This is a genomic window from Streptomyces sp. SirexAA-E (assembly GCF_000177195.2).
In the GTDB taxonomy this organism is placed as follows: Bacteria; Actinomycetota; Actinomycetes; order Streptomycetales; family Streptomycetaceae; genus Streptomyces; species Streptomyces flavovirens.
In genome coordinates, this window is sequence record NC_015953.1 from 4,778,266 (window position 1) to 4,791,549 (window position 13,284).

General features: G+C 72.7%; 11 protein-coding genes. 4 read left to right on the top strand and 7 right to left on the bottom strand.

Features of this window, described 5'->3' with window-relative positions:
- Window positions 1–59 precede the first annotated feature (59 nt).
- The 3 genes from SACTE_RS21500 (at window position 60) to SACTE_RS21510 (ending at window position 3,649) form a co-directional block, all read left to right on the top strand.
- The gene (locus SACTE_RS21500) at window positions 60–497 is read left to right on the top strand and encodes an ATP-binding protein (protein WP_019992408.1); all 438 of its coding nucleotides are present in this window, start codon (window positions 60–62) and stop codon (window positions 495–497) included.
- Window positions 498–688: 191 nt separating this feature from the next.
- Complete coding sequence (locus SACTE_RS21505) at window positions 689–3,250, top strand: SpoIIE family protein phosphatase (protein WP_037758347.1); 2,562 nt, start codon at window positions 689–691, stop codon at window positions 3,248–3,250.
- A gap of 48 nt (window positions 3,251–3,298) precedes the next feature.
- The gene (locus SACTE_RS21510) at window positions 3,299–3,649 is read left to right on the top strand and encodes a VOC family protein (RefSeq protein ID WP_014048122.1); all 351 of its coding nucleotides are present in this window, start codon (window positions 3,299–3,301) and stop codon (window positions 3,647–3,649) included.
- A 23-nt stretch (window positions 3,650–3,672) separates the two neighbouring features.
- Here SACTE_RS21510 and SACTE_RS21515 read toward each other — a convergent pair whose 3' ends face one another.
- The 6 genes from SACTE_RS21515 to SACTE_RS21540 all read right to left on the bottom strand — a co-directional run bounded on the left by SACTE_RS21515 (window position 3,673) and on the right by SACTE_RS21540 (window position 10,743).
- Window positions 3,673–4,386: a PspA/IM30 family protein gene (locus SACTE_RS21515; RefSeq protein WP_014048123.1), complete on the bottom strand. Its 714-nt coding sequence runs from the start codon at window positions 4,384–4,386 to the stop codon at window positions 3,673–3,675.
- A 52-nt stretch (window positions 4,387–4,438) separates the two neighbouring features.
- Complete coding sequence (locus tag SACTE_RS21520) at window positions 4,439–6,214, bottom strand: hypothetical protein (protein ID WP_014048124.1); 1,776 nt, start codon at window positions 6,212–6,214, stop codon at window positions 4,439–4,441.
- Between the two features lie 155 nt (window positions 6,215–6,369).
- Window positions 6,370–7,572 carry a family 1 glycosylhydrolase gene (locus SACTE_RS21525; protein ID WP_014048125.1) on the bottom strand — a complete coding sequence of 401 codons (1,203 nt, stop codon included), beginning with the start codon at window positions 7,570–7,572 and terminating at the stop codon, window positions 6,370–6,372.
- Between the two features lie 86 nt (window positions 7,573–7,658).
- Complete coding sequence (locus tag SACTE_RS21530; protein WP_014048126.1) at window positions 7,659–8,525, bottom strand: carbohydrate ABC transporter permease; 867 nt, start codon at window positions 8,523–8,525, stop codon at window positions 7,659–7,661.
- Window positions 8,522–9,493, bottom strand: a complete 972-nt coding sequence (locus tag SACTE_RS21535; protein WP_014048127.1) for a sugar ABC transporter permease — start codon at window positions 9,491–9,493, stop codon at window positions 8,522–8,524. The genes SACTE_RS21530 and SACTE_RS21535 overlap by 4 nt, the downstream gene beginning before the upstream one ends.
- A 5-nt stretch (window positions 9,494–9,498) precedes the next feature.
- Complete coding sequence (locus tag SACTE_RS21540; protein WP_014048128.1) at window positions 9,499–10,743, bottom strand: sugar ABC transporter substrate-binding protein; 1,245 nt, start codon at window positions 10,741–10,743, stop codon at window positions 9,499–9,501.
- 229 nt (window positions 10,744–10,972) lie between these two features.
- Between SACTE_RS21540 and SACTE_RS21545 the strand changes: the two genes are divergently transcribed.
- On the top strand, window positions 10,973–11,989 hold the full coding sequence (locus SACTE_RS21545) for an acetylxylan esterase (RefSeq protein WP_014048129.1): 1,017 nt from the start codon (window positions 10,973–10,975) through the stop codon (window positions 11,987–11,989).
- Between the two features lie 13 nt (window positions 11,990–12,002).
- Here SACTE_RS21545 and SACTE_RS21550 read toward each other — a convergent pair whose 3' ends face one another.
- A complete protein-coding gene (locus tag SACTE_RS21550) occupies window positions 12,003–13,058 on the bottom strand; it encodes a LacI family DNA-binding transcriptional regulator (protein WP_019992407.1) in 1,056 nt (351 codons plus the stop codon).
- Window positions 13,059–13,284: the final 226 nt, after the last annotated feature.

Here is a 13,284-nt window from a genome sequence, read left to right on the forward strand (position 1 = left end):
CCGGGTATGGGCTGATTAGCTCCTTCCGAGGGGCTGAGCCCCGTTGCGGCCCCTGGGAAGTGATCGGCGTGACCGAGACCGAAGGCGACTGCGCCGCGTGGAGCTTTCCGGCGCGGCCGGGGTCCGTGCGCAGTGCCAGGCACGCGGTCCGTGACGCACTGCACAGCTGGGGTCTCGACGCGGCGGTGGGCGACCTCGCCGTCCTGCTCGTCAGCGAGCTGGTGACCAACGCGCTGTGTTACGCCGCCGGTCCCATCGGGGTCCGGGTCGTGCGACCGCATCCCGACGGGGACGGACCGGGCACAGCCGCAGCCGGGCAGGGCCTGCGGGTGGAAGTCTCCGATCCGCTTCCGGAACCGCCCACCGAACGCACGGCCGGACCCGACGACGAAGGCGGTCGCGGACTCCAGCTCGTGGCCTGTTCCGCCCGTCGCTGGGGGACCCGGCGCGGAAAGAGCGGCAAGACGGTGTGGTTCGAGCTCGCTCTGCCTGGTTAGGAGTGGGAGGGGATGCAACAGCGATCATCGGCGTCGGCAAATCTGGCCGAAAGGGACTGAGACCGTGCTGTGATCGTGAACGCCGTGCCGCTCGGGGCCGTAGTGCTGAATACTGCGGGCAGGACCGGTCCGGTGTGTGAGCTGGAGGGGACGGTCGCGTGAGCGAGATACGTGGGACGGCGGGCGACGTCATGTGGCAGAGCAGTCCGCCTGGCTCGATCTATGACTACATCAGAGTCGCCTCCTTCTCGATCGGGGCCGACGGCCTGATCGAGCAGTGGAGCCGCCGGGCCGCCGGTCTGTTCGGCATGGAATCCCACGAGGTGCTGGGCAGAGACCCGGTCGAGGCGTTCATGCCCGCCGAGCTGCGCTCCGACGCCCACCGGCGGGTCCGCGAGATCCTCGACGGCAAGGAGTGGACGGGCCTCGTCCCGTTCCGGATGCCGGGTGAGAACGGGGTCGGCGGCCTGGCCGAGATCTACGTCATGCCGAGCGAGACGGGCACCGGCGAACGCGCCGCGCTCTGCATCGTCGTGGATGTGCGGGCCCTGCGTCGCATCGAGACCGACCTCGCGGCGTCAGAGGCCATATTCGGCCAATCACCCTTCGGATTCGTGCTCTTCGGCACCGACTTCACCGTCGTACGTGCCAACCAGCGGTTCGCCACCGTCTTCGGCGGCGAGGCCGCCGACCACCGGGGCCGCACGGTCGACGACTACCTCGCCCGCCCCGAGGCCGACCGGCTGTCGGCCACGCTCAAGCGCGTCCTGGACACCGGCGACGCCGTCACCGACCTCCAGCTCACGGGCACCCCGCCCGGCTTCGCCGGCCGGCGCCACTGGTCCATGAACCTCTACCGGGTGCACAGCGGTTCCGGCCGCCCCGTCGGGGTCGCGGGACTCGCCACCGACGTCACCCAGCGGCACATCGCCGCCCGCGAGGCGGCCAGCGCCCGCCGCAACCTCGCCCTGCTCAACGAGGCCAGCGCGCGCATCGGCAACTCCCTCGACCTGGAGACCACCGCCCGCGAACTGCTCGACGTCGCCGTGCCGGGCTTCTGCGACCTGGCCTCCGTCGACCTCTACCAAGGCCTGCTCACCGGCGACGAGGCCTCACCCGGCAGCTGGGGCCGACGCCACCAGGAGTCCGGCAGCGGTTCGGCCGAGCTGCGCCGCGTGGCCCACGCCAGCGCCGTGTCCGACGCCCTGCCGGCCATCGCGCCGGGCGACGGGACCGAGGGCGGGGACACGGGGCCGCCCGCACTCGGCTCCGTCCACCGCTATCCGTTCCACTCGCCCTGCGCCGTCGCCCTGCGCACCGGCCGCGTCACCGACGTACCCGGCGACGAACGGGGCTTCGTCCACTCCACCCTCGCCGTGCCGATGGTCGCCCACGACATCGTCGTCGGCCTCGTGCAGTTCTCCCGCACCAAGGGCAGCGAACCCTTCGGCGAGCGGGACCGCGGCCTGGCCACCGAGCTCGCGGCGCGCGCCGCCGTCTGTATCGACAACGCCCGCCTCTACCGCCGTGAGCACGAGCGGGCGTTGATCCTCCAGCGCAGCCTGCTGCCCCCCGGCGACCCCGAGGCCGCGGGCCTCGACATCGCCTGCCGCTACCTCCCCGGCAACACCGCCACCGAGGTCGGCGGCGACTGGTTCGACGTGATCGAACTCCCCGGCCACCGCACGGCCCTCGTCGTCGGCGACGTGATGGGCCGCGGGCTGCGGGCGGCCGTCGCCATGGGCGAACTGCGCACCGCCGTACGCACGCTGGCGCTGCTCGACCTGGAACCCGCCGAGGTGCTCGCCGCCCTCGACGAGGTCGCCCGAGGCCTCGGCACCCCGGGCGGCGGCGACCGGACCGACGGATTCGGCGGCGGCGTCCAGTGGGCGGCCCGGGCCGCCCACAAGTCACGCGAGGCGGACCTCTCCGAGGTCTACCTGGCGACCTGCGTCTACGCCGTGTACGACCCCGTCACCCGGCGCTGCACCTTCGCCAACGCCGGGCACCTCCCGCCCGCCGTGGTCGAACCCGGCGAACCGGCCCTGCTGCTCGACGTGCCCCCCGGCATGCCGCTCGGCGTCGGCGGGGAGCCCTTCGAGGAGGTCGAGGTGGAGCTCAAGGAGGGCGCCCTGCTCGCCCTGTACACCGACGGCCTCGTCGAATCCCGTGACCACCCGCTCGACGAGGGACTGGAATCCCTGCGCCGCTCCCTCACCGAACCGTCCCGGCCGATCGAGGACGTCTGCGACCACGTGCTGAGCACGCTCGACACCCGGCACGGCGAGGACGACATCGCGTTGCTGATGGCCCGTATCCAGGGGCTGCCGGCGGAGGCGGTGGGCGACTGGCGGCTGCCCCGGGAGCCCCGGTCCGTCGGCCGCGCCCGGGAGTTGGCCCGGGGCCAGCTCATGGCCTGGGACCTCGACGACCTGGTGGACACCACGGAACTGCTCGTCAGCGAACTCGTCACCAACGCCCTGCGTTACGGAGAGGGCGAGGTCCGGCTCAGGCTGCTGCGCGACCGCACCCTCGTCTGCGAGGTCTGGGACGCCGGTCTGGTCCAGCCCCGGCGGCGGCGGGCCCGCGACACCGACGAGGGCGGACGCGGACTGCAACTGGTCGGGCTGCTCAGCGCGGCCTGGGGCTCGCGGCGCACCCCGCGCGGCAAGACGGTCTGGTTCGAACTCGCCCTGCCGAACGGCGCCCCGAGCCCCGAACTCTCCGTCGAACAGCTGCTCAGCATGTACTGAGGATGCGAAGGTGGACGAGCACGCCTCCTTCTCTCCCAGGAGTCATCGATGGCCGTCCGCCGAGTCGTTCCCAACCTCCATACCCAGGCCCCCGAGGAACAGCGGGAGTTCTACGGGCTGCTGGGCTTCGAGGAGGTGATGGACCACGGGTGGATCATGACCGTCGCCTCCCCGGCCGTCCCGTCCGCACAGCTCAGCTTCATGACCGAGGACCGCACCGCCCCGGTCGACCCGGACGTCAGCGTGGAGGTGGACGACGTGGACGCGGTCTACGCGGCCGTACGGGACAGCGGCGCGGAGATCGTGCACCCCCTGCAGGACGAGGAATGGGGGGTGCGGCGGTTCTTCGTCCGTGACCCGGAGGGGCGGGTGGTCAATGTGCTGGCCCACCCCCGCTGACGCGTACGAACGGCGCCGAAGGGTCAGGTGCCCGACTTGAGGGCGGCGAGCCGGGCCTCGATCTCGGCCGAGTCCCCGAGGGAGTCCAGCTCCTCGAACTGGGCGTCCAGGGAGGAGGCCGCCGGCTCGTGCCGGCCGACCGCCCTCGCCTCCTCGCGCCGCACCTTCTCGTCGAACCGGTGGAGTTCGCTCATCGGGTCCATGACGTCGACGCTGCCCACCGCGTCCGTCCTCCGGTTCCGCGCGTGCGCCGAAGCGGCGCGCGCCGCCGGCTCGTCGCGCTCGGACGTCAGCTCGGACAGCGTGGCCTTCATCCGGTCCAGTCCCGCCCGCAGCTTCTCCACCACGACCGTCTGGGAGGCGATGGACGGCTCCACGGTCTTCGCCTCCCGCTCCGCGTGGAGCTGCCGGCCCAGCGCCACCTTGGCCAGGCCGTCGAACCGGTCGGCCTGCTCACCCGCCGAGCCGGCGCGCAGCTCGTCGGCCTTCCGGCTGGCCGCGAGCGCCTTCCGTCCCCACTCCTGGGCCGCCTCCACGTCCTGGCGGTGGTCCTCCTCCGTCAGCCGGAGGGTGCCGATGGTGACGGCCAACGCCTGCTCGGCCTCCGCGATGGTGGCCGTGTACGCGCGGATCAGCCGGTCGAGCATCTCGCGCGGATCCTCGACCAGGTCGAGCAGGGCGTTGACGTCGGCCCGCGCCAGTTGAGTGACGCGGCCGAGGACGGTCTGCTTGGTCATGGCACCTCTCCTTGCTACGTGAACCCTGTCGCCTCCGGCGTGCGGCCGGTGCTCAGAAACGGCCGCCGCCCCGACGGCCACGGGTCGCCCCGCCGCCGAAGCTGCCCGGCCCGCCGCTGAACCCCCGGCCGTTGAGACCCCCGCCGGCACCGTCCCCGCCGCCCCCGGCGAAGAGACCGCCCAGGAGGATGCCGCCCAGCACGGCGCCGTCCGCCCCGCCGCCCGTCGACGGGCCGAGCGCGTCCCGGTAGGCGCGCACGTCCTGCTCCGCCAGGCCCAGCGCCTGCCCGGCCAGCGCGTCCGCCCGCCGGGCCTCGGCCAGCGCCGCCCGAGGCTCGTTCGTCTCCGACCACTCCCGGGCCGCCTCCCACCGGCGTCGCGCCTCCGCCAGCCGGGTACGGGCCTGGCTGCCGACCGCGCCCCGGTGGGTGCCGACGTAGTCCGCCGCGGCGCCGATCGCCGACCGCGCGGTGAGCAGCGACTGCTCCAGCAGCGCTCGCGCCCGCCGGTCGCCGTGCTCCCGCTCCCGCGCCCCGGCCGGCGCCACGTCCGCCTCCCGCACCCGGCGGAGCGCGTCGATCGGGTCGTACGGACCGGACCGCGTGCCCTCCCGTACGGCATCGAGCACCGCCTCGGCCCGTGCCACCCGGCCCTGCGGATCGCCTTGCGGCACATCCCGCCCGGCCCCTTCGAGCAGGCCCCTGGCGTCGGCCAGGTCCGTGTCCGCCCCGGTGAGCGCGCCCGGCAGCGCCGAATCCGCCTCGGCCAGCTCCGCCGCCCGCCGCTCCACCCCGTCCACGAGGGTGGACGCCTGGGCGAGGGCGCCCTCGACGGCACGCAGACGGACCGCGGCCTCGGCACGGCCGCCGCCGTCCACCGCCCGGCGTGCCTGGCCGAGGCACGACGTCGCGAAGACCAGCCGGTCCTGGGCCTGCTCGACGGCCCCGGCTACGGGGGCGTACGCCGAGGGGGCGTACCGCTCACGCATCCCGCCGAGCGTCGCCTCGGCCGTGGAGACGCGCCCGAGGAGTTCCTGGAACGTGGACTCGGCCGCCGCCACCGCCTCGGGGGCCGTCTCCTCCAGGGCGCGCAGCCGGTCGAAGTCCGCGGCCACGGCGTCCAGACGCGCGTCGGCGTCCGAGCAGCGGCGGACGATCTCCTCCAGCATGCGGCGGTGCTCCGCGTCGTCCTCGGGGGAGGCGTCGTCCAGTCGCTGCCGCAACCGGAAGGCCGCCGTCAGCTGGGCCTCGGCATGCGCGACGGCCTCGATGAAGGGGGCCGCCGCCTCCTCGCCGTACCGGGCGACGGCGACGCCGAGCTCCTCCTCGCTCGTGCGCACGGCGTCGTCGGTGTCCACCAGGTCCGCCCCGGCCCGGGCGTCGAGGCCGGCCAGGGGGATCCGCCCGTCGGTCCCGGGGCGGGAGCCGCCCCGTCCGGGCAGCGCCGGGGTGGTCCGGGTCGTGGTGCGGTGCCTGCGCCGGAGCCACGCGTAGCCCGCGACCGAGAGCACGACGGCGGCGACGGTGAGGGGAAGGACCAGGGTCACGTCGGCGCCGTTCACCGGACGGTCGTCCGAACCGGGACCAGGGCGGTCCGGGGCGTGGGCGGGGGAGTCGGCGAGGACGGCGGCGTGGCCGTCGGCGGCGCCGTGCGCGGCCCCGGACCGGTCGGTGACCTGCCCCTGGCGGGACAGGGTGACGGGGTCCTCGGCCCGGGCGCCGTACGCACTCGGCAGGACCGTCCAGCACAGCGCCGCCAGCGCGGCGAGGAGGATCCTGCCGCGCGTCGGGAGCCGGAGGGGCCGGACGCGGCTCGCGGGCGGTGTCACATGGGGAGGCTATGTCCGCCCCGCGCGGCCCGCGACCGGGCGGCGGACCGCCCGGTCGGGTGGCGTGTGTGTGGCACGGGAGCCGCCGCCCGTCAGGTGGCGGCGGCCCCGTGCCGGAGGGGGCCGTCAGGCGTCCCCTGCGCGTGGGCCGGGGGTCAGCCGGCGGTGCGGGGCAGTTCGCGGGTACGGCCGAGGGAGCCCAGCCAGAGCGCGGAGGGCCGGGCGGTCCGTTCGAACGTCTCGCGGTCCACGGCGATCAGGCCGAAGGTCGGCGCGAACGAGCCCCACTCGTAGTTGTCCAGGGCGCTCCAGGCCAGGTAACCCCGGACGTCCAGTCCGTCCTCGATCGCCGAGGCCACCTCGTGCAGCGCGCCCGTGTAGTAGGCGACGCGACGGGTGTCGTCGGCGGTGGCGATGCCGTTCTCCGTGACGATCAGCGGCATGTCCGGGCCCGCGACCTCGGCGGTGTGGCGCAGGGCGTGACCGACGGCGGCCGGGTAGTACTCCCACCGCGTCAGCGTCCGCTCGACGCCTTCGGCCGCCGGGACGGGGCCGTCGGGGCCGATCTCGGTACGGGTGTAGGACTGGACGCCGATCCAGTCGTCGCCGCGGGCGGCCTCGATGAAGACGTCCTCGCGCGGGTGGCGGTAGGCGGCGGTGACGTCCTCGGCACCGGGGCGTGCCTGGTAGACCTGGTTGGCGATGGTCCAGCCGACCTGGATGCCGGCGTCCAGGGCCCGGACCTCCTTGACGGCCGCGTGGTGGGCGGCGATCACCGCCTGGGTGGTCTCGTCGTCCGGGGTGGGCAGACCGGCGGGCGGGAAGCCGATGTCTCCCCGCTTGGCCTGGCCGGCCATGACCGCGATCATGTTCGGCTCGTTGATCGTGCAGACGTGGCCGACGCCCTCGGAGATCACGGGTGCGCAGGCGGCGACGTACCGGGCGAACAGCTCGGTGGCGCCGTCGGCCGTCCAGCCGCCGCGCTCCTCGAACCACTGCGGGACCGTGAAGTGGTGCAGGGTGACCATGGGGCGAAGGCCGCGGGCGAGCGCGCCCTCGACCATGCGGCGGTAGTGGGCGAGCTCGGCGCGCGAGAAGTGCCCCTCGACCGGCTCGATCCGGGCCCACTCGATGGAGAACCGGTAGTCGGTGAAGCCGAGACCGGCCAGCAGGTCCATGTCCTCGTGCCAGCGGTGGTAGCTGTCGCAGGCGTCCAGGCTGGGCTCCTGGATGTGGGTGCCGGCCGTGTGCTCCTTCACCCACCAGTCGCAGTTGGTGTTGTTGCCCTCGATCTGGTGGGCGGCCGTGGAGGCCCCCCACAGGAAGCCGTCGGGGAACGGGACCGGGGTGTGCGTCATCGCGGAATGTCTCTCTTGTGCGGGGGTGGGGTGCGGCCGCGAGGTGGGGTGCGGCCCGTGGACGTGCGGAGGGCGGCCGGAGCGGGCTACTTCATGCCCGCCGTGGCGATGCCCTGGGTGAAGTGCCGCTGAAGGGCGATGAAGAGGATCAGCACCGGCAGCACCACCAGGAAGGCCCCGGCCATCAGCATGCCGTTGGAGCCGCCCGCCTTGTTCGGGTCGGTGGCGAAGGTCGCCAGGGCGACCGGCAGCGTGTACTTGTCCGGGTCGTTGGTCGCGATGAGCGGCCAGACGAAGTTGTTCCAGGAACCGAGGAAGGTGAAGATCGACAGCGTCGCGAGCGCGGGCTTCACCAGCGGCATGACGATCCGCCAGAAGATGTACCACTCACCGGCGCCGTCCATCCGGGCCGCTTCCAGCAGTTCGTCGGGGATGGACTGCATGAACTGCCGCATCAGGAAGACACCGAAGGCCCCGGCGGCGAAGGGCAGCACCAGACCCGCGTACGAGTCGATCAGGCGCAGCTTGCTCATCAGGACGAACAGCGGCAGCAGCATCAGGTTCCCGGGCACCATCAGGGCGCCGAGGACCAGGCCGAAGATCTTGCTGCGGCCGACGAAGTTCAGCTTGGCCAGGGCGTACCCGAGCATCGAGCAGAACACCAGGTTCGAGACGGTGACCAGCACCGCCACGATCACGGAGTTCATGAAGTAGAGCGGCAGGTCCAGCTTGTCCAGCAGCTCCCGGAAGTTGCCCAGGGTCCACTCGGTGGGGATCCACACCGGGGGACCGGCCGAGAGCTCGCTCGGCGTCTTGAACGACGACAGGGCCATCCAGAGGAACGGCGCCGACATGATCAGCAGGCCCAGCGAGAGCAGGACGTAGACCAGGGGCCGCTTCGGGGCGCGGGACTTCGCGGAGGGTGTGGCGCCGGGTGCGCGGACGGCGGTCATTCGGTGTTGTCCTTCAGCAGTCGGAGCTGCAGCACCGTGATGCCCATGATCACTACGAAGAGGACATACGCCATGGCGCTCGCATAACCCATGTGGAAGAAGTTGAAGCCCTCGCGGTACATGTTGAGCGAGACGGTCAGGGTGGAGTCCGAGGGCCCGCCCTGTGTCATCACGAACGGCTCCTCGAACACGTTGAGGTAGCCGATGGTGGTGATGACGGTGGCGTAGAGCAGCGTGGGCCGCAGCAGGGGGACCGTGATCCCCCAAAACTCCTGCCACACCCCGGCGCCGTCGAGCCGCGCGGCCTCCCGGACCTCGGTCGGGACGGCCTGCAGGCCGGCGATGAAGAGCACCATGACCGTGCCGACGTTGCGCCACACCGCCATCGCGATCATCGAGGGCATGGCCAGCGCCTCCGAGCCGAGGAAGTCCGGTGCGGTCAGGCCCACTTCGGAGAAGAGGCCCGCGATGAGCCCGTCGCTCGGGTCCAGCACGAAGCGCCAGACCACCGCGACCGCCACGATCGTGGTGACCACCGGGGCGTAGAACCCGACCCGGAAGAAGGTCCTGGCCCGGTCGATGCCGTTGTTCAGCAGGACCGCCACCACCAGCCCGAGGGCGATCGTCAGCGGGACCCCCACCACCACGAAGTAGGCGGTGTTGAAGAGCGACTTCAGGAACTTCTCGTCGCCGAACAGCTCGACGTAGTTGTCGAAGCCGATGAAGCGCGCTTCCCAGGGGCGTGTCACGTTGCGCAGCCCGAAGTCCGTGAAGCTCATCAGCAGTGTGGCGAGGATCGGGAACGCCATGAAGACGGTGAACAGGACGAGGAAGGGGGTGGAGAACAACCACCCCGCCGCGTTCTGGACGCCCAGCTTCCCGCGGCGCGACCCGCCCCGGGACGCGGGAGTCCCGGGGCCGCCCCGCGTCTTGGCCGGCTGTGCGGCCCGAGAGGTCGTGGTGCTCATGGCTCCTACTTCACGAGGCCTTCGATCTCGGACTGCGCGGTCTTCAGCGCGTCCTGGGCGGAGGCCTTGCCCTGCGTCACCTTCGCGACGGCCTGGTCGACCTTGTCGGTGATCTCCGTCCACTTCGCCATGGACGGCGAGGACGTGGCGGTGTCCATCTGCCGCTTGAACACCTGGAGGGCCGCGTCGTCGGCGAGCTTGCCGGACTCCCAGGCCGCGGCGTTCGCGGGGAGGTCCTTGGTGCGCCGGTACCAGTCGGCCTGGGCCTCGGTGCCGGTGAGGTAGCCGATGAACTCCGTGGCGGCGGCCTTGTGCTCACTGTCCTTGGAGACCACCAGGGAGGAGCCGCCCGCCATGGAGCCGGACGTCTTGTCCGCGGGGACGGGGGCCACCGCCCACTTGCCCTTGATCTGCGGCTGGCCCTCGTTCAGCAGGGTGACGTGCCAGGGGCCGCCGAAGAACATCGGGACCCGGCCGTTGCCGAAGTCCTTGACGACGTCGTAGCCGGGCCGCACGGACTTGTCGGCCAGGCCCTTGTCGAAGTACGAGCCGTACTCCTCCAGCGCCCGGACGGCCTCGGGACTGTCGATCACCGCCTTGCCCTCGTCGTCGACGATCGCGCCGCCGGCCGAGTAGAGGAAGGAGTAGAAGTTCTGCACCGTGTCCAGGCCGCTGGGCTGGATCGACAGGCCCCACCTGGTGCCCGCCTCCTTCTGGTACGCGGTGGCCAGCTCCCGCATCTGCTTCCAGTCGGCGGGCGCCTTGTCGACGCCCGCCTTCTCCGCGAGGTCGGTGCGGTAGTAGAGGACCCGGGTGTCGACGTACCACGGCACGCCGTACGCCGTGCCGTCCACCTCGCCCTGCCGCCAGCCGGCCGGGAAGAAGTCCTTCTCGTCGAACCGCCCGGTGTCGACCGGCTCCAGCACACCGAGCTCGGCGAACTCGCCCAGGTAGCTCCCGCCCATCTGCGCCACGTCCGGCATGGTGCCCGCCGCCGCGGCGGAGACCAGCTTCTGGTGGGCGACGTCCCAGCCGACCGGGGTCACCTTCACCGTGACGTTCGGGTGGGCCTTCTCGTACTCCTCGGCCACGTCCGCGAGCTTCTCGCCCTCGGCTCCCATGGCCCAGACGGTGAGCGTCTGCTTCGCGTCCGCGGCGACGTCGTCGCCCCCGGAACTGCCACAGGCCGAGACGCCGAAGGCGAGCGCGACCGCGACGGCGGAAGAGACGGTTCTGGCGGTGCGGGGCATGGAGGGCTCCTCCTTGAGCGATCCGGATGTATGCGCTGCCTGTAAGCGCATACATCACTCTGGATCAGCCCTCCCGGAATCCGCAAGGGGGTGCTGGGTCACACTCGTGCAACGTGGCCGTCATCTGCGGGCGCGGTCGAGGCACCGTAGACGCGTCGTTTGCGTATCTGAAGTGGATGTGACCGATTCCGCTTGTTCGGGCCGTGAGGGCGCCCGTTACTGTCCTGCCATGACGTCCTTCGCCCATGCCGCCGCGGCCGGCTCCCCGCCCCCGCTCGCGCACGGATTCCCCTTCGATCCGAGCCACGGGCGGACACTCGACGCGCTGCTGCGGACACCGGCGCCCACCGCCCCCGGGGACTTCGCGGAATTCTGGGCCGCGCGGTACGCCGAGGCCAGGGCGGTCGACACCGCACCGGAGATCGGTCCGGCGGAGGGCGAGCGGGACGGCGTCCGGCTGCACGGCGTGTCCTTCACCTCCGTGGGCGGAGCGCGCCTCGGCGGCTGGCTGGCGCTGCCCGTGGACGGCCCCGCCGAACACGGCTTCGTCATCGGGCACGGCTACGGCGGCCGGGAGGCGGCGGAGCCCGATCTGCCCCTGCCGCTGCCCCGGGCGGCCGCGATCCTGCCGTGCGTACGGGGCATGGGAAGCCGCAGTTCGCTCCCCGGCATCCCGGGCGACGCCGACGCGCACGTCCTGCACGGCATCGCCTCACGCGACACCTACGTCATCGGGGACTGCGCCGCCGACCTGTGGTGCGCGGCCTCCGCGCTCGGGGAGCTGCTGCCGCACCTGGGCGGGGCGGGCCGCCTCGGATACCTGGGGGAGAGCTTCGGGGGCGGACTCGGCGCGCTCGCCCTGCCCTGGGACGAGCGGTTCGGGGCCGCCCAGCTCACCGTCCCCACCTTCGGCAACCACCCGCTGCGGCTCACCCTGCCCTGCACGGGCAGCGGGGAGTCGGTCCGGGCGTACCACCGCGGCCACCCGGGTGTGACGGATGTCCTGCGCTACTTCGACGCCGCCACGGCCGCCGCCCGGCTGGAGCTGCCCACGCTCGTCGCCGCCGCCCTGTTCGACCCCGCGGTGCCGCCGCCGGGGCAGTTCGCCGTACACAACGCGCTGCCCGGACCGCGTGAGCTCCTGGTGCTGCGGGCCGGCCACTTCCGGTACGCGGAGGAGGCCCGTGAGGCGGCGGAGCTGCGGAGTCTGCGGGAACGCTTCTTCGGGCAGTGGCTCCGGCCGTGACCGCCCCTGTCGCTCACCCGCAGCCGCAGCTCGCCCGGTGGGCCGGCGAGACGGGGAGCTCCAGCGAGACGGGGGGCCGGTTCGCGTCGGCGAGGCGTTGCACGAGCAATTCCACGGCCTGCTCGCCCAGCTGTCGTATCGGCTGTCGCACGGTCGTCAGGGAGGGGCGCACGATCCGGCTCAGCGGAATGCCGTCGAAACCGGTCACGGCGATGTCCTCGGGCACCCGCACCCCGCGCCGCTCCAGGGCGCGCAGGGCTCCGACCGCCATCTGGTCGTTGGCGAAGAGCATCGCGGCAGGCCGCTCGGAGCCCCGGTCCAGCAGGGTCTCGGCGGCCCGGGCGCCCTCGGCCCGCGTCATCATCGCCGTCCGCAGGTCCGGCGCTTCCGGGACCGGGAGCCCGGCGTCCCCGCAGGCCTGACGGAAACCCCGGAACCGCGCCTCGGCGTCCGGGGACTCGGGGTCGCCGCCCACGAAGGCGAGCCTGCGCAGTCCGTGGTCCTCGATCAGATGGCGGGCCAGCTCGCGCTCACCGTCGGCGTTCGCGACGACGACGTGGTCGAGGTGGTCGATCTCGCGCGGACCGGCGAGCATCACCACCGGCAGCCGGCGCGATATCACCTCCAGGTCCTCCGTCGGCACGGTCTGCGCCAGCACGGCGAAGCCGTCCACCCGGCCCGCCACCTTGGCGACGAGGCTCTCCGGTCCGCCCTCCAGGGAGGCGGCGATCAGCAGGGCGTACCCGTGCCGGCGCGCGGCCCGCTCCATGCCGCGGATGATCTGGTCGGAGTAGAGCATCGCGGCGTCGTCGGCGTCGCTGTCGGCCTCCGCGTCGGCCTCGGCGTCCGGGTCGGCGTAGTCGGGGAAGCAGAGGCCCAGGACTCCGGTGGTCCGGCTGGCCAGGCCCCGGGCGTTCCCGCTCGGCACATAGCCCAGCTCACGGGCCGCCTCCAGGACGCGCTCACGCGTCCGGTCGCGTACGGAACCAGGATTGCGGTACACGCGGGAGACCGTGGCAATGGAGACGCCCGACCGTTCGGCGACGTCGTACACCGTGGGGGCGCTCACTCGAGAGACCGTCCGCTTCTTCGTCCGTACCCAGGCGCCCGGCTCGTGCCGGACCGACCGCTTTGAAAGCGCATTCACCCTAGATCGCGGGGTTGCGGAGGGGCAAGGCGGAGCGAGGCGTGTCCCCGGCGTACCGGCATGAGGGGGCGTGGGGCGTACCGGGCGTCTTTGCCGGGATATGGACAGGCAACCTTGCAAGATGTACTGCGCATCTTTAGCGTGGAGA

What these genes read in the sequence shown, in the direction of transcription:
- SACTE_RS21510 (WP_014048122.1), top strand. Translation starts at nt 3,299, where the DNA reads ATGGCCGTCCGCCGAGTCGTTCCCAACCTCCATACCCAGGCCCCCGAG.
- SACTE_RS21505 (WP_037758347.1), top strand. Translation starts at nt 689, where the DNA reads ATGTGGCAGAGCAGTCCGCCTGGCTCGATCTATGACTACATCAGAGTC.
- SACTE_RS21515 (WP_014048123.1), bottom strand. Translation starts at nt 4,386, where the DNA reads ATGACCAAGCAGACCGTCCTCGGCCGCGTCACTCAACTGGCGCGGGCC.
- SACTE_RS21525 (WP_014048125.1), bottom strand. Translation starts at nt 7,572, where the DNA reads ATGACGCACACCCCGGTCCCGTTCCCCGACGGCTTCCTGTGGGGGGCC.
- SACTE_RS21540 (WP_014048128.1), bottom strand. Translation starts at nt 10,743, where the DNA reads ATGCCCCGCACCGCCAGAACCGTCTCTTCCGCCGTCGCGGTCGCGCTC.
- SACTE_RS21530 (WP_014048126.1), bottom strand. Translation starts at nt 8,525, where the DNA reads ATGACCGCCGTCCGCGCACCCGGCGCCACACCCTCCGCGAAGTCCCGC.
- SACTE_RS21535 (WP_014048127.1), bottom strand. Translation starts at nt 9,493, where the DNA reads ATGAGCACCACGACCTCTCGGGCCGCACAGCCGGCCAAGACGCGGGGC.
- SACTE_RS21545 (WP_014048129.1), top strand. Translation starts at nt 10,973, where the DNA reads ATGACGTCCTTCGCCCATGCCGCCGCGGCCGGCTCCCCGCCCCCGCTC.